A 15,574-nucleotide genomic window follows, 5' to 3' on the forward strand; every position below is an offset into this window, starting at 1 on the left:
GGCCCTGTCCCGGAGCGGGACAGGGCCTGCGCACGCCGGTCACACGACCTCAACCGCCGGACAGCCGCTGCTGCTTCACCCATGCCTGGACCTCGGACACCTTGAAATGGAGCTTGGCGTTGCGCCCGCACCCGAACCTGTAGGGCACGAGACCCGCACGAGCAGCATCGCGGTACACCCACGCGACAGACATGTTCAGGTACTCCGCAGTCTCCTTGACACTCATGAACTGCTGGGTCACTCGATTCTCCCTACGACAGCCGACATCTGTCATAACCCTCGGGAATTGCATCAGATGGGCGAGAAGCTGCAGACCGCGAGGTCAGGACGCTGTCCGGCGAAGGCGCCACACGAACGCGTCCGATGGCGCGCCGCCCTTGACCAGGCCCTCGAACGAGCAGGAGGCGAGCCGTGTCCGACGACGACCTGATGACCGTTCCCGAGGTCATGGCCAGGCTGCGGCTCGGCCGCTCGGCGGTCTACGACCTGATCCGCACCAACCGGCTGCGTTCGATCACCATCGGCCGCTCCCGCCGCATCCCGTACGGCTCGTACCGCTCGTTCGTGGCCTCCCGACTGGAGGAAGCCGCCTGATGGCAGCCCAGAAGAAGAACCGCGCCAACGGCGAAGGAACCGTCTTCCAACGCAAGGACGGCCGATGGGAGGCCGCCGCCTACGTCCTCGCCTCCAACGGGAACCGACAGCGTCTCCACGTCTACGGCAGGACCCGCCAACAGGCGATGGACAAGCTCACCGACGCCAAAGCCGCCAGCAACCGCGGCACCCCGGTCGTCCATGCGCAAGGCACCGTCGGCAACTGGGTCACGTACTGGCTTGAGTCTGTTGCGGTGCACCGCGTGCGCGAGACCACCCACACTCGCTACACGGCCGTCGCCCGCCTGTACATCATCCCGGGCCTCGGTGCGAAGAAGCTCTCCAAACTCACCGCCCGGGACATCCGCACCTGGATCGACGGCCTGCGTACTCGCTGCCAGTGCTGCGCCCGCCGCACCGACCACCAGCGGCCTGCGGCGAAGCAGCGGTGCTGCGCCGTGGGTGACTGCTGCCGCCGGGTGTTGAGTGCGCTCACGCTCACCTACATCCACACGGTGCTCAAGACCGCCCTGGAACACGCCGTCCAGGAAGAGGAGATCCCTCGAAACGTCGCCCGCAACGTCCGGCTCGGCACACCCCGGCCGCGACGGTTCGAGCCCCTCACCGTGGAAGAGGCCCGTCGCCTGATCGACACCACCCGCGACTATCCGCTCCACCCCGTGGTGCACCTCGCCCTCCACACCGGCCTGCGCAGGGGCGAACTGCTGGGCCTCACCTGGGAGGACGTCGACCTCAACGCTGGCACGGTTGTGATCCGATGCTCACTCCAACGCACCAGCGACAACGGCCTCGTGCTCTTTCCCACCAAGACCAAAGCCTCCGAACGACGCATCGCCCTTCCCGCCGCCTGCGTCCAGGCCCTGCACGCGCACCGGACCCGCCAGCAGACCGACCATGAGGCGGCAGGACTGCGTCGGAACCCTCGCGGCTACGTCTTCACCGCGCCCTACAGCGCGCTTCCGATAGAACCCAGCACCCTCAACCGACGCTTCGCCACACTGCTTCATCAAGCCGGCCTCCGCCGGATCCGCTTCCACGACCTCCGACACACCACCGCCACCCTCCTCCTGGACCAGGGCGTCGAACTCGTCGTCATCAAATAACTCCTCGGCCACGCCCACATCGGCGTCACCGCCACCGTCTACACCCACGTCAGACTTCGCATCCAACGCAACGCCATCGATCTCCTCGGCCAAGCACTCCGCAACCCCGACACCGGGCTTGGTGGCTGCGACGACGGCGGCGACGATCCGCCCGGAAGTGGGATCTTGGACTCAGCCCGGCGACGTCAGTTGGTGACGTCAAATGATCAAGCGGCCCCATCGGAAAGCAATCCGATGGGGCCGCTGAGTTTCTAGGAAGGTTCGATGATCAGTCTGACGGAACTCCCGAAGAAGGCTTTATGAATCGACGGCAATGGCGCGTACATCGTCCACAGTCATGCCGATTTCGATGTTTCCGCTGAAGTTGTATCCGTCATCACAGAATACGAGATCGATATCTTCCGGAATCAAGTTGCGAAACCACAGCACAAATCTCGCGGCCAAGTCAAGATTTGATTCAAGGTAGATGCAGGTTCCATCCACATGGGAGTATCCCTCGAGCTCCCGGTTGTCCTCCGAAAAGGCCCAAACCACATCTCTGGACTCCTGTGAGCCCTGCTGTTCGCGGATCGTAGCAGTTGGCCAGTCGCGCTCCAGGGCTGCGATCAGGGCCGAGCGTTGAACTCCACGGCTCTGGTCCTCGAAGGCGGCCAGGTATGTCACTGATCTGCTCCTTTCTATGGGACCACGACGACTGAGCCGGGTATTCCATGCTGCTGCATCAGGCCCTTGAAGTATGGCACGGCACCTGACTCATTGGTGATCACTCGCAAGCCAGTCAAGGGATTTCCAGAGTCGTTGACGACAGCTGAATATCGCGAGAATTCATCGTCTATCTTGGCGTCAATCTTTGCCTGGATGAAATGAGGAACCTTGCCGCCTGGCACGAAGGGGCTCCGGCCTGGGCTTCCAACATATTTTGCATCCAGAAGTTCGGATGAATTGATGTCTAGGCCGTCCGCCCACACCTGCGTTCCGCCACCTGTGGCGTGATATTCAGTCGAACCGACCGTCCTGATCTGATATGCCTGATTCGCGCCGCTCCCCTTCGGGGCTCCGGTATTAAGTGACAATGCATAGGAGGTAGGGCAGCCCGTATTGGTGTTATGAACCAAGATCGGGATGCCATCTGCCACAACATAGTACGTGTGCTACGCGACCCCTCTCTACCTGTGTTTTCGCAGGTCAAACGGTGTTCGACGGTTCCGCTGGAGTGCGGGTTCGGCCGGGGCTGTTCGTGATTGTTGCCGTCACCGCTGCCGTCAAGGGTCTAGACCAATCTGGTGGGTCGGGGGGGCTCTCGGCCGCCGGTGATGCTCTCGGGCAGGCTCGGGGCCGGGCTCGTGCGTCGGCCAGTCTCGCAGCGCGAGGGCCGGGACGGGAGGGGGTCGGTCGACGGCGAGGCTCCGGGAGCTTCGCTCCCGCCGGAGGCGAACGCCAGTCACCCACCGATGGCCGGCTCGGCGACGGGCCTTGATGGTCGAACCCCTGGCCGGCCATCTCGAACGACCGGCCGTAGGACGGTCGTGGGCGACATCTTGCTCCGCATCGCGGGCAAGGAGTCCATAGCCCACAACTTGCTCCGGCTGGCCGGGGCTCGGGGTAAGCAGCGCTTACCCCACAACTTGCTCCCATCGGGCACCAGTCGAGCCCCGCCATGACCTGGCAGACCACTGACCGCCGACACCCGTGAAGACCTCGGGGCCGGTCTGGCCCTGGGTCGGTCGGCGATGCCGGGCCGGTTCCAGCGGGCGGGGCCCGCCTTGAACCTCGTAGAGAAAATCTGGACGCACCCCGGCCCCTGGCCGTCCAGCGGCCGACGGGTCAGCAACCTCGCTCGGTGCCGCCCGCCTCAAGAGCTTCGACGCGGGCACGCAGAGCGGTGAGCTGATCAAGCGTCTCGGTCAGTGCCAGCTCCAGTGCCTCGACGCGCGCCGCCGTCCCGCCGACGGGCGTGGGCCCCGCCTCCCCGTCACCTGAGTCAGTGTCGGCGTCGGCGTCGGGGTGGGCGACGAAGGCTCCCTTGCCGGGACGGGAAATCGCGTAGCCGTCCTGCTTCAGCAAGGCCATGGCCTTCTGCACGGACAGGCTGGAGGCCCCGTACTCCGCCATCAACACGGCCTGCGTCGGCAGCGCGTCCCCCGGCTTCAGCTCCCCGGAGCGGATCCGCTCCCGCAGGGCCTCGGCGATGACCTCGAACGTCAGCAACACCGTGCCGCCCGCCGGTCTACGTCCCCGCCGCCCCACCGTCATCGCAGGTCACCCCGCCTTCTCTGCGCCACTACCACCGAAATCCGGCCCGTCCAAAACGGAAGACCGGGGCCACAGTACTCGCGTCCCCACCGGCCACCGAAATAGATGAGGAGGGATGCACTTGAATGCGCGCTTGAAGCGATGCTACTTTCACGCACCGCTGGTGAACACCACCGCTGACCAGGCCAGACGTCCCCGGCCCACCATCCGCGCCCGCCGTCACGCGCACCGTGCCCACGTGCGCCGATCACCCGGGTCGCCCATCAATCGCCTCTCCTCTTCTCCCGACTCCTGCCGGAGGTCTATCCCCATGCCCGCGCAGCTCCAACTCCCCAGCCCCGCAACCACCTCCAGTCCCGCCGACGAGGCGTTCGCCGCACCGGCGCTCACCAGCAGCGCCGACACATCCGAGCACAGGGGCTCGGCGCTGGAACGTCGGGCGCGGCTGACCGCCAGGCTGGCCAAGCTCGCCGCCGCCGGATACCTCGCACCCCTGGCCCGGCAGATCGGCTCACTGGGCGGTTGCGCCCGCCCGATCCGCATGACCGGGCACCGCACCCGCCTGGACACCACCACCGGCCAGATCCTTGACCACCTCGAAAGCCGCCACCTGTCCGCCGGCGAACTCCTGCTGCGGTGTGGCAATCGCCGCACCACCCGCTGCCCTGCCTGCTCCACCCTCTACCGCTACGACACCTACCAGCTCATCGCCGCCGGACTACGCGGCGGCAAGACCGTCCCCACCAGCGTTGCCACCCATCCCCGCGTGTTCGCCACGCTCACTGCCCCCGGCTTCGGCCCCGTCCACAACCAACCCGGTACCACCCCTTGCGCCTGCGGCACCCGGCACGCCGACGGCGATCCGCTCCTGGGCACCCCGCTGAACCCGCAGCGGTACGACTACACCGGTGCGGTGCTGTGGAACGCCCACGCGCCCGCTCTGTGGGCACGCTTCACCACCCACCTGCGCCGCGAGATCGCCAAGGCCGCCGGACTGACCCAGCGCACCCTGCGCCACCACGCCACGCTCTCCTACGCCAAGGTCGCCGAATACCAAAAGCGCGGCCAGATCCACTTCCACACCGTCATCCGCATCGACGGACCCACCGGCCCCACCAGCACCCCACCCACCTGGGCCACCACCGAACTCCTCGACAACGCCATCCGCGCAGCCGCCAACCGCACCCGCGTCCACCACGAGCACCCCACCACGTCCGGGGAGGCCGACCGGGCACAGCCGCCGGAGCCCTCGATGTTCCGGTTCGGGCGGCAGATCGACGTCCGCGCGATCCGCAGTACCGACTTCACCGGCGAGGCCCCCGTCACCGACCGGCACGTCGCCGCCTACATCGCCAAGTACGCCACCAAGGGCGCCGAGACCACCACCGGCACTCTCGACCGCCGACTGCGCTTCCTGGCCGAACTCGCCCAGTACGACCTCACCGACCACGCCCGCCGCATGATCCACACCGCCTGGCACCTCGGCACCCAGCCCCAGCACGCCCACCTCCGCCTGCGGCAATGGGCCCACATGCTCGGCTTCCGAGGCCACTTCTCCACCCGCACCCGCCACTACTCCACCACCCTCACCCACCTCCGCGCCGAACGCACCGCCTGGCGAACCAGCCGGTCCGACGCGCCGGAGGCGGCCTCTGCATCGGCCGAGCCGCAGTCCGGTCAGGTGACCGACGGCCCTCCAGTCGGTGACCGGCCCGGTCACTCCACCAACCCGACCACCGGCCACCGATCCGGTCACGGTCAGCACCCCGGCCACTTGGCCGGTCACCGCGACAGCACCGGTCAGCGCGGGGACTCGGGCTCGACGCTGGTCATCTCCCACTGGCAGTACGCCGGCACAGGCCTGCTGCCCGAACTCGCCCACCTCTCCGAACTCCTCGCCGAGAGGCGGACGGCTCATCGCAAGGGCCCGAACCGATTCCGGCGGCCGCTACAACCCGGTCACTGCGCCGGTCAGCCGGTCGGTCGCCCGGTGAGGACCGTCCGGACGGGAGCAGTTGCGTGACCGCCGCCACCGAACTCCTCACCGTCCCCCAGGTCATGGAACGCCTCCAACTCGGCCGCACCGCCGTCTACGACCTCCTCCGCACCGGCAACTCGCCTCCCTCACCCTCGGCCGAGCCCGACGCATCCCCGCCCACGCCCTCACCGACTTCATCCGCACCCGACTCGAACAGGAAGCAGCCTGATGACCACACCCCGCAAGAGCCGCGCCAACGGCGAAGGCACCATCTACCAGCGCAAGGACGGCCGTTGGGAAGCCGCCGGCTACGTCCTCGCCACCGACGGCACCCGCAAACGTGTCCGCGTCTACGGCACCACCCGCAAGGAAGCCGCCGTCAAACTCACCGAGCGCATCGCCGCCAGCAACCAGGGCCGACCTGTCGCCGCAGCCGACAGCACCGTGGCCACGTACCTCACGTACTGGCTGGACAGCGTCGCCTTCCACCGCCTCCGCGAGAACACCCACACCCGCTACGCCGCCTGCGTCCGCCTCTACGTCATACCCGGCCTCGGCCGGAAGAAGATCGCCCACCTCACCGCCAAGGACATCCGCACCTGGCTCGACCGGCTCCGCATCACCTGCCAGTGCTGCTCCCGCAGGCTCGACAAGCAGCAGCGCTGCTGCACGGTCGGCCAGTGCTGCGGCAAGCGCCTGTCCCCGCTCACCGTCACCTACGTGCACTCCGTCCTCAAGTCCGCACTGGAGCACGCCGTCCGCGAAGACGAACTCCCGCGCAACGTCGCCCGCAACATCAAGACCGGAACCCCCAGGCCCCGGCGCTTCGAACCGCTCACCGTCTCCGAGGCCCGCCGGTTCCTCGCCTCCGTCGAAGGTCACCGACTGCAGGCCCTGTTCGACCTCGCACTCCGCACCGGACTGCGCAAGGGCGAACTCCTCGGCCTGCGCTGGGAGGATCTCGACCTCGACGGCGGCACGGCCAGCATCCGCCGCACCCTCCAGCGCACCCCCACCGGCGGCCTGACCGCCCTGCCCACCAAGACCGTCAGCTCCGAACGCCGCATCGCCCTCCCCACCGAATGCATCCACGCGCTCAAGCACCACCGCGAGCGGCGGGGCCGGGAGCGCGAGGCCGCCGGCGAGGGCTGGACGGACAGCGGCTTCGTCTTCACCGCGTCCGACGGCTCACCTACCGACCCGTCGACCCTGACCCGGCACTTCACCGCGCTGTGCCGGGCAGCCAGGCTCCGCCGCATCCGGTTTCACGATCTCCGACACACCGCCGCGACCCTGCTCCTCGAACAGGGCGTCGAACTCGTCGTGATCAAGGAACTCCTCGGCCACGCCCACATCGGCGTCACCGCCGCCGTCTACGCCCACGTCCGACTCCGCCTCCAGCGCCAAGCCATCGACACCCTCGGCGACGCACTCCGAGCCGCCGCGAGCCCCGACGACCCGCCAAGTGCAGAACCCGTCCGCTGACGTTGCCGTCAAGACGCTCCAAAGGGCCTCGCCAGGAATTCGGCGAGGCCCTCTCCTATGGCCAACCTGGGACAATTCGCTAGGCTTCTAAAAGCGGGTATCGAAATTACCGAGATTGGCGAGCAAAAATGGACTCTGCATCGGTACTCGCCGCCCGCTAGACGGCCATGAACTCCCTGGAGTCACCCCATTCCCAGAAAGCCGTTCCGTTCTGGATTTCCCCCTGAACAGATTCAAAGATCGGCTGCATCACCGAAATATCTGGAACATCAATCGCGACAAAACGATCGCCGTTCCACTCACTCAAGAGCTCAGCAGAACCCACAGCCCCTCGCAATGCAGATCGGCTGTCGGCCAAGGGGCGAGGCTCGGAAAATAGAACCCGAAGGACGCGACGACCCGACTTCCTGATCAACCGCTTAACGGTTTCCGACTCGCCCTTCTCCACCACATCGCCTAGTGCCAGACCGTAGGCATAGAAGGGGATGCAGCAAACCTCATAGCCACCCTCCTCGCCGGCCTCTCGAAGCCAAAGTTGCTCGAACATCCCCTGGAGATTGAACGGGGCCAGAGACGCCATGGCCACGTAGTTCTTGTCCCCCCTCCATGCAGGCGTCTCGTGGCTGACATACGTAACTCCGTCAATCGTGACCTGCAAAATATCCTCCACCACTAAGCCGGAAATGGACTAGCGGCGGGCCACACTGCGACCCGCCGCATTCAAGCTATGGAATCACTCTGGGATTCGGTACGGTCGCCTGCATATTCGCTGGCCACCACGAAGGCGGCCAAAGACCGCTGTAGTTCGGCGGCGGATTTAGTGGGGCCACCCTGTCACGCTTAGAGCTGTTGCAGAATGTGCAAGCAGGTGTGGTATTCGCATCGGTAAGATCTCCCCCGTTGATCCGCGGTTCCACGTGGTCTATAGGCGTCGCGATGTTAGTGCGACAGTATGAACACAATACCTGGTTGAGCGGCGGGTGCCACTGTACCCCAGTGCCATACTCTGCACGCATGCTTGTCGGGATGGTCTGGTAAGCACCCGGCCCGCCGCTTGACCCACTTGGAATATCGTGGACAGATAGTCCAGGTATGGAGCATGCACCCTGATTAGGGAGGTTAATGTTGTGGACTAGGACCGGCGTGGTACCGGCCAACACATAGTACGTGTGGAGGCTGGAGACGGTGAGGTCGCGGGCCTCGGTCGGGGGGAGGTCGTAGTTGCGGACGGACTGGACGGTGACGGTGGTGCCGTCGTCGCTGCGGAGGGTGTCGCCGGGCTGGAGGTCTGCGGCCGGGGTCCAGCGGGAAGTGGTGATGTCCCAGTAGGGGTGGTGCTGGGTGGAGGTGAGGGTGCTGGAGCCCGTGACAGTGGTGAGGGTGAGATCGGTGAAGAGGGTGTCGTCGGGGGTGACGATGGTGTTGAGGACGGTTTCGGCGGAGGTGGTGTTGGTCTGGGGATCGGTGGCCAGGACCTGGTCGCCGGCGGTGATGTCGCCGATGGGTTTGGTCGTGCCGTCGGCGAGGAGAACGGGTGTGGTCGGTGGGAAGCTGTGGGGTGCGCGTATGGGAAGCGGGCAGGCGGCGGCTGCAGCGTCTTCGGCTTCCTTGGCGGCCTTGGATTCGCGGCGCCAGGTCTTGAGACCGTCGAACAGTTCACTGGCGAGGGTCTTGAGGGTCTTGGCGAGTTCGTAGGCCTTGTTCCAGCGGAAGGCGTACTTGGCAAGGAGCTTAGTGAGGGGACCGCCGCTGAACATACTGGTCACTACGTTGAGGGCGGTTTCGCCGCAGGCTCCGAGATCGCCTGTCGTGACACAGTTGACGGCGTCAGTAATACCCAGTTCGTCGGAGACGATCTTGGCAAGCTTCTTGCCGACGTCCATAACCTTGGCCTTCGCGTCGGAGGCCTTCTTCGCGCTCGCATTCACTTGGTTGGAGGTCTTGCCTCCGTCACTGCCGCCGCCACCACCACTGCTAGTACTGGCCGTACCTGCATCGGAGCGGAAGGAAGGGGACGGGGCAGGGGTGCTGTCGTCTCCGAGAAACATCGGGCCGCACCGGTAACCTCGGCACTCCAGGGAAATCAGGCCGCTGGGGTCGGACTTGTTGACCGGGTCGTTCTCTGAGTAGGCGTAGCCGTTCCACTGTTGGGGGTCGCCGGCGTCGAGGACGGGGTCGAGGCTGAGGAAGCGGCCGGTGGTGGGCTGGTACTGGCGGGCGCCGAGGTTGGTGAGGCCGGTGACGTCGTCCTTGGTGCCGTTGACGAAGCCGTGGTCGCCGGCCCAGATGGAGGGCTGGGTTCCGCGGGGGCTGCCGAAGGGATCGGTGGGGCGGCGGCTCTCGGCAAGGGTTCTGGCGTTGATGGCCAGGCCGTTGGTGCCGTGGTGGTCGGCGAACTGGTAGCTGAGCTCGTTGCCACCCTGGCGCACCAGGGTGATGCCGCCGGGGATGGAGTAGTAGCGGGAGGCGGTGAGTGCCTTGGTGACGGTGTTGTAGACGAGTTCGTCGCCGTTGGCGAGGTTGATGGTGGTCTTGCCGGGGTTGCGGCGGATCAGCTGGTTGCCGTCGGCGTCGTAGACGTAGGTGGTGGTGCCGGCGCTGGTGCTGGCGACGGATTCGAGGCGGTCCTCGCCGTTCCAGGTGAGCGTGGTGGTGCCGGCGGTGTCGGTGACGGCGGTGGTGTGGCCGGCCGCGTCGTACTGGGTGGTGCTGGTGGTCGGCGTGTTGGCGCCGACGCGGTTGGTGGAGGTGAGCAGGGCGTGCGGGCCGCCGGTGCCGCCGCCGGTGCCGGGGTTGCTGGTCGGCGTGTTGCGGGTCCCGGGGGCCGGGAAGGTCTGGGTGGTGGTGACGTCCTTGGAGGTGTCGCCGCCGGGATTGTGGGCGACCATGCCGGTACGGTTGCCGGTGAGGTCGTACTGGTAGCTCTGCCAGTAGGGGGCGGAGCCGCCCACCGTGGTGGCAGCCGGGGCCTGGGCGCCGCTGGTGGGCGTGGCGTTGTAGCAGCGGCCCTGGCCGCCGACGGCGGGGTCGGGCTCCTGGTAGAGGGTCCCGGTGTCACTCCACGCCGTGGTGAGGCGCCCGAGGTAGTCGTAGCTGAAGCACTGCAGGTCGGTGGCGGACGGGGTGTTGTTGGGGATGGAGCGGATCGCCGTGATCCGGCCGACCTGGTTGTAGGCGTAGGTGGTGTGCTGGACCGAGCCGGTAGTGGCGGTCTGCTTGTCGACGAACTGGCTGATCGGACGGCCGGTGGATTCGTCGTAGCTGTTGGTGGTGACGATCTGGGTGCCGTACGGGTTCATCGTGGAGCGGATGGTGCGGCCGTAGGCGTCGTAGTCGGACTGGACGTCGTAGGCGATGCCGCCGAGTCCGCCGATGTCGTGCAGGAGGCCGTAGGCCTCGTAGTTGTAGGTCACCACCTCGGCGAAGAGGTCGCCCACCGCCGGCAGGGACTGCTTGGTCGGCGCACCGGTGATCGGGTTGTAGACGGCCTGGTAGGTGAAGGTGAGCGGGTTGCTCTGGTCGACCTCGCTGCCGGGGATGGTGACGGTGGACTTGGTGGGCCGGTAGGCGGTGTCCACCGCGGTGACCGCGGTGGTGTAGGCCGCGCCGCTCTGGCCGCCGACGTAGCGGGTGGAGGTGGCGGGTTTGCCCTTGGCCACGGTGTCGTAGGTGTTGCCGGTGAGCCGGTTGGCCGGGGCGACGGAGTCCTTGTAGGTACCGGTGCGCCGGCCGAGCAGGTCGTAGGTGGAGACGATGGACTGGCCGCGGGCGTCGGTGGTGGTGGCCACGCGCCCGGCGCTGTCGTAGGTGACGGTGCTGGTGCCGGCGTCGGGGTCGCTGGTGCTGGTGCGCCGCCCGCGCTGGTCGTAGGCGTAGGTCCAGGTGTTGCCGGCCGCGTCGGTGCGGGAGGTCTCGGTGCCGAGCTGGGAGTAGGCGTAGGAGGTGACGTCCGCGTCGGCGGGGTTACCGGTCGGTGCGGGCGTGCGGTACTGCCACAGCTGCAGGGTGCGTCCGCGCGAGTCGCTGACGGTGGTGGTGGCCCGGCCGCCCGGCGGCGGGGTGACGTCGATACGGTCGGCGCCGGGGTAGGAGGTCGCGGTGGTGTTCTGCAGGACGCCGTAGGCGAGGGACTGGGCGGCGATCACGCGGCCCATGCCGTCGTAGATATTGCGGGTCTGGCTGGGGACCTTGGCGTTGTCGGGTTCGAAGCGTGTGGTGCTCGGCGGGTTGAGGCTGTTGTAGTACGTGTTGTTGGCAGCGGCCGGGCGGCCGTGGGTGTCGTAGAAGGTGTCGGTGATCAGGCGGCCCGCGTAGGCGGAGATCGCCGGGTCTCTCTGCGTCTGCACGACGCGGGCGAGCGCGTCCAGGATCTGGACGGACTTCTCGTAGGTCTTATCGGCGCGCAGCGTCTCGGTGGTGATGGAGGACGGGCCGTTGTTGCGCAGTTGGTAGGTGAACCTGTAGTCGGCCGGATCGGCGGTGGTACGCCCGGCCTGCCAGACCGCCTTGAGGCGGCCCAGGGCGTCGTAGGTCTGGGTGACGGTGCGGCCGTTGGCGTCGGTGGTGGTCAGCGGCAGCGAGCGGGTCGGGTCGAGGGCGACGGTGGAGGTCCAGCCGGTGGCCGCTTCGGGGGTGCCGGCCGGGGCGGGGGCGATGACGGTGTTCTTGTTGGGCAGTTCGCCCGGCGCAGCGGGGGTGTAGAGGGTGGTGGTGGCGGCGCCGTCGGGGTGGGCGGTGTCGGTGGTCGTGGGGTCGGTGACGGTGGTGGGGCGGCCGTAGGCGTCGTAGGCGCTGGTTCCGGTGGTGGTCCACTGGGCGGTGCCGTTGGCGTCGTACTTCTCCAGCACCTGGAGGCCCGTGGCGGACGCGGTCGCGCCGACGCTGCCGAAGGGCTGGTTGTCGTAGAGCGTGCGGCCGGCGGAGACGGTGTTCGCGGCCGTGGGGGCGGCGTTGCAGGCGTCGGTGCCGGAGATGGTGTACGTCTCGGCGACGGCGTTGGTGATCGGGGAGGTCTGGCTGGTGGCGTAGGTGGTGCGCACGCACACGTCGGGGGTGCCGTCGGCCTGCTGGAGGACCTTCCCGGGAAGGTAGGGCAGGTTCGCGTCGGCGAAGGTGGTGTCCGTCGTGGCACGCCAGCTCCCGTCGGCCTTCTTGGCCTTGGCGGTCACGGTGCCCTGCCGGGGCGCGGCGTAGCGCGCCTTGAGGGCCGGCAGGCCGGGGCCGCGGCTGTGGGTGGCGGTCGTCTGGGGGGCGTCGTCGGGGGTGCCGGGGTTGGCGCTGGTGTTGACGCTGCTGGCGACGGGGGTGCCGGCGGCGGCATCGGCGTAGGTGTCGGATTCGAGGACCTGACCGGCGAGCCAGTCGTGGTCGATGACCGGGCCGCTGGTGGGGCCCTGGACGGTGCGGTTGCGGGGGTTGCCGGCGGCGTCGTAGTCGCCGTGCATTCCCTGGTGGTAGTAGGTGGCGGTCTTGGTCTGGGGGTCCTGCGGGAGGTTGGGCGCGCCGGTGACGGCGGTGACGGAGGCGAAGCCGCGGAACTGGTCCCAGGTGCGGTAGTCGGTGTCGATGCCGTCGGCGTCGTTGCGGTGCCAGGCGGCGGGGCCGTAGGTGTAGGTGGTGCTCTGGCCGATCGAGCCCCTGACGAAGTCACGCGGGTCGACGGTGACGGTGCCGACGGGGTAGCGCAGGAACCAGTCGTCGACGAGCGCGTGGGTGTTGGGCTCGTTCCACTTGACGTTGTAGCAGGCCAGCGTGTTGTTGTCCGGGGCGGCCGGCATGGTGTTGGCGACACGGGAGCAGGACTGGCGGATGTACTCGACGCGGATGGCGCCGCCGGTCTCGGTGGTGATGGCCGCGATACGGGGGCGGTAGAACTCGGAACGCGCGGGGACGGTTCCGTCGACGCGGTTGCGCAGGAGGACGGCGTCGAAGGTGACGGGTTCCAGGGTGACGTCGGCCTGGCCGACGCTGTGGCCGGTGCGCTGGATGGAGGCGAGCCAGGGGATGAGGGGCTTGACGGCGGAAGGGGTGCTGGGGTTGGTGCTGGTGTCGTGGGGGTCTTCGAGGGTGTGGGTCAGCTGGTAGATGTCGACGGGTCGGTACTCGCCGTTGACGCGGACCTTGGTGGTGATGGTGGTGAGCCAGCGGGTGGTCCAGTAGCTGGGGCCCGCGTTGGCACAGGGGTCGGTGGCGGAGCACTGCTGGTCGAGGGGGACGTCGGGCCAGTTCCCGGCGTTCGCGGGGATGCGATCGTCGGGCTTGCAGCTGCCCACGAGGCAGCGCTCGGCGGTGTCGAAGAGGACCTGGGAGGCACTGGGGTGGGTGCCATTGGCGGCGAGCTGGTCGGACAGGAGCTGGCCGTAGGCGATGGACTGCAGGGTGCCGGCGCGGGTGTAGGGGGTGTTCGTGCCGTTGCCGTGGTTCTGGCCCGCCCCGAGGGCGTAGTGGTTGGTCTCGGGGGCGTAGGTGAAGGTGGTGAGGTTGCCGTGGGGATCGACAATGTGGTCGAGGTTCCAGCGCCAGGCGGTGCGGCACCAGGAGGCGTTGCCCTTGGCGGGGTCGTAGCAGGGGTCACCGGGTTTGGGGGAGAAGACCGGGACGGTCCAGGCGGAGCGGGTCTCGGGGCCGGTGCTGGTGGGGGCGCCCTGGGCGGAGGGGAGGTGGTTGAGGCCGAAGTAGTACGCGGTGCCGGCGGTGTCGGTGACCTTGAGGTAGGAGCCGTTCCAGGTGCCGTTGTCGGCACCGGTCAGGAACTGGACCTTGGTGCCGTCGTCGGACTGCAGTCGCCAGGTGCACCTGGACAGTTCGTTGCGCGGGTCGGTGGTGTCGCAGGTGCCGTCGTCGGGGACGAGCTGACCGGAGTGGCCCGCGAGGGACAGGGTCAGGTTGGCGCCGGCCCAGCACTGGTCGCCGGAATTGTCGATGCCGGCCTTGGAGCAGGACTGGAAGGAGCGCTCGACGAAGCCGGAGCCCAGGTCCCAGCCCTCGCCGATCCAGGAAGCCTGGGAGTTGGTCGCGGAGGTCTTGCCGTCCACGGAAGCGGAGTCGTAGGACAGGCCGATCTGCGGGACGCCACCGCCCAGGCTCGGGGACATCTGGACGGGGTAGCTGTAGCTGAAGGCTCCGGAGGAGCCGCCGGCCGACCAGCCCTGACTGGGGTTCAGGTTGGTGGCGCTGTAGGTGCCGGCGGCGCCGCCGGGCGTTCCCTGCAGGGCGAGGACGGTCGCCGGCGCGGTGGTGGCGGAGTCCTGCGCGGGAGCGCTGGGGTTCTTCGCGAACAGTGAGGTGGTGGGCGTGGCAGCGGGCAGGTCGACGTCGGCGACGAGCCTGTTGGTCTGCGGGTCGTAGTGCGAGGGGACGGGAGTGCGGGTGCGGCACTGCTGAGCATCTGGGCTGGTCAGCGCGCAGGCGGGAAGTTCGACGAGGGTCGCGCGGCTCGCCCAGTCGCCGCCGTAGGCGGGGGCGAGTTGGACGGGGTCGAGGCTGACGCGCGTGGTGGTCGCGGGGTGCTGGTCGGCGAGGGAGAGCGCGAGGAGGGCGCCGCTGACGCCGGCGGCCTTGACGGTGGCGGCGTCGGCGACCGTGACGTTGACCTTCGGGCTCTTCTCCTGGCCACTGGTGGTGTCGGCCCGCAGTTCGGGCCGCGGATTGCCGCCGTCGGCTATGGAGGACAGCCACACCGGGAGATCGCCGGCCTTCGCAGCGGGTGCTGCTGCGGCCGGTTCCCGAGGCGGGGTGGCGCTGCCGTCGGAACGCGCGGCGCCCGCTTCGGCGGTGGGGGCCGGCGTCGGCGCGAGGTCGACCGTCGCCGTGCCGGCGGGGGCGCTCCTACCGCTCCTGTCCTCGGCGGGCCTGGCCGGGGCGGCCTTGGCGGCGGGCGCCGGAGCAGGGGCGTCCTTGCCGGTGACCGAGGCGGTGCCGGACAGGGGCGTGTTCGGCGGCGACCAGACGCGTCGGTAGTCCGGGGCCGCGGCGAAGGCCACTCCCCCGGCCGGCACCACCAGCGAGGCGACGACGGCCAGGGTGCTGAGCAGGGCGGTTCGCGAGCGTCGCAGCTTGGCGGCCCGAATGCGGGCCGAGCGAGCACGGTGAGAGAGCACCGTCACCCTCCGTTGGTGACCGCGCCCGGGGACACGGCAAG

10 protein-coding genes and 1 pseudogene are annotated in these 15,574 nt (G+C 68.2%); 5 read left to right on the plus strand and 6 right to left on the minus strand.

Annotation, left to right across the window (positions count from 1 at the left end; all coding sequences use genetic code 11):
• Nucleotides 1-49 precede the first annotated feature (49 nt).
• Nucleotides 50-241: a helix-turn-helix transcriptional regulator gene (locus ACFVVL_RS18980; RefSeq protein WP_387676605.1), complete on the minus strand. Its 192-nt coding sequence runs from the start codon at nt 239-241 to the stop codon at nt 50-52.
• Nucleotides 242-429: 188 nt separating this feature from the next.
• Between ACFVVL_RS18980 and ACFVVL_RS18985 the strand changes: the two genes are divergently transcribed.
• Both ACFVVL_RS18985 and ACFVVL_RS18990 read left to right on the plus strand, forming a co-directional pair.
• Complete coding sequence (locus ACFVVL_RS18985; protein ID WP_030397625.1) at nt 430-594, plus strand: helix-turn-helix domain-containing protein; 165 nt, start codon at nt 430-432, stop codon at nt 592-594.
• A complete protein-coding gene (locus ACFVVL_RS18990) occupies nt 594-1,718 on the plus strand; it encodes a tyrosine-type recombinase/integrase (RefSeq protein WP_387676608.1) in 1,125 nt (374 codons plus the stop codon). The genes ACFVVL_RS18985 and ACFVVL_RS18990 overlap by 1 nt, the downstream gene beginning before the upstream one ends.
• A gap of 297 nt (nt 1,719-2,015) precedes the next feature.
• Here ACFVVL_RS18990 and ACFVVL_RS18995 read toward each other — a convergent pair whose 3' ends face one another.
• From ACFVVL_RS18995 to ACFVVL_RS19005, 3 genes are all read right to left on the minus strand, one after another.
• On the minus strand, nt 2,016-2,381 hold the full coding sequence (locus ACFVVL_RS18995; protein WP_387676611.1) for a hypothetical protein: 366 nt from the start codon (nt 2,379-2,381) through the stop codon (nt 2,016-2,018).
• 14 nt (nt 2,382-2,395) lie between these two features.
• Nucleotides 2,396-2,854: a restriction endonuclease fold toxin-2 domain-containing protein gene (locus tag ACFVVL_RS19000; RefSeq protein WP_387676614.1), complete on the minus strand. Its 459-nt coding sequence runs from the start codon at nt 2,852-2,854 to the stop codon at nt 2,396-2,398.
• Between the two features lie 688 nt (nt 2,855-3,542).
• Nucleotides 3,543-3,929, minus strand: coding sequence for a winged helix-turn-helix domain-containing protein (locus ACFVVL_RS19005; protein WP_387676617.1), 387 nt, complete (start codon nt 3,927-3,929; stop codon nt 3,543-3,545).
• A gap of 352 nt (nt 3,930-4,281) precedes the next feature.
• Between ACFVVL_RS19005 and ACFVVL_RS19010 the strand changes: the two genes are divergently transcribed.
• The 3 genes and pseudogenes from ACFVVL_RS19010 (at nt 4,282) to ACFVVL_RS19020 (ending at nt 7,434) form a co-directional block, all read left to right on the plus strand.
• Complete coding sequence (locus ACFVVL_RS19010; protein WP_387676620.1) at nt 4,282-5,994, plus strand: replication initiator; 1,713 nt, start codon at nt 4,282-4,284, stop codon at nt 5,992-5,994.
• Between the two features lie 35 nt (nt 5,995-6,029).
• Nucleotides 6,030-6,178: pseudogene (locus ACFVVL_RS19015) on the plus strand (DNA-binding protein).
• On the plus strand, nt 6,178-7,434 hold the full coding sequence (locus tag ACFVVL_RS19020) for a tyrosine-type recombinase/integrase (protein ID WP_387676623.1): 1,257 nt from the start codon (nt 6,178-6,180) through the stop codon (nt 7,432-7,434). The pseudogene ACFVVL_RS19015 and the gene ACFVVL_RS19020 overlap by 1 nt, the downstream one beginning before the upstream one ends.
• Before the next feature lie 157 nt (nt 7,435-7,591).
• Here ACFVVL_RS19020 and ACFVVL_RS19025 read toward each other — a convergent pair whose 3' ends face one another.
• Together ACFVVL_RS19025 and ACFVVL_RS19030 are read right to left on the minus strand one after the other, a co-directional pair.
• Nucleotides 7,592-7,981 carry a DUF4265 domain-containing protein gene (locus ACFVVL_RS19025; protein ID WP_387676626.1) on the minus strand — a complete coding sequence of 130 codons (390 nt, stop codon included), beginning with the start codon at nt 7,979-7,981 and terminating at the stop codon, nt 7,592-7,594.
• A gap of 178 nt (nt 7,982-8,159) precedes the next feature.
• Nucleotides 8,160-15,533 (minus strand): polymorphic toxin-type HINT domain-containing protein, encoded by a 7,374-nt coding sequence (locus ACFVVL_RS19030; RefSeq protein WP_387676628.1) that lies wholly within the window; start codon nt 15,531-15,533, stop codon nt 8,160-8,162.
• Between the last annotated feature and the right edge of the window lie 41 nt (nt 15,534-15,574).

The organism is Kitasatospora sp. NPDC058115, assembly GCF_042884635.1.
GTDB lineage: Bacteria > Actinomycetota > Actinomycetes > Streptomycetales > Streptomycetaceae > Kitasatospora.

Bases quoted from the DNA above. Each gene is read 5' to 3' on its own strand.
- ACFVVL_RS18985 (WP_030397625.1), top strand. From the start codon at position 430: ATGACCGTTCCCGAGGTCATGGCCAGGCTGCGGCTCGGCCGCTCGGCG.
- ACFVVL_RS18990 (WP_387676608.1), top strand. From the start codon at position 594: ATGGCAGCCCAGAAGAAGAACCGCGCCAACGGCGAAGGAACCGTCTTC.
- ACFVVL_RS19010 (WP_387676620.1), top strand. From the start codon at position 4,282: ATGCCCGCGCAGCTCCAACTCCCCAGCCCCGCAACCACCTCCAGTCCC.
- ACFVVL_RS19020 (WP_387676623.1), top strand. From the start codon at position 6,178: ATGACCACACCCCGCAAGAGCCGCGCCAACGGCGAAGGCACCATCTAC.
- ACFVVL_RS19025 (WP_387676626.1), bottom strand. From the start codon at position 7,981: ATGTTCGAGCAACTTTGGCTTCGAGAGGCCGGCGAGGAGGGTGGCTAT.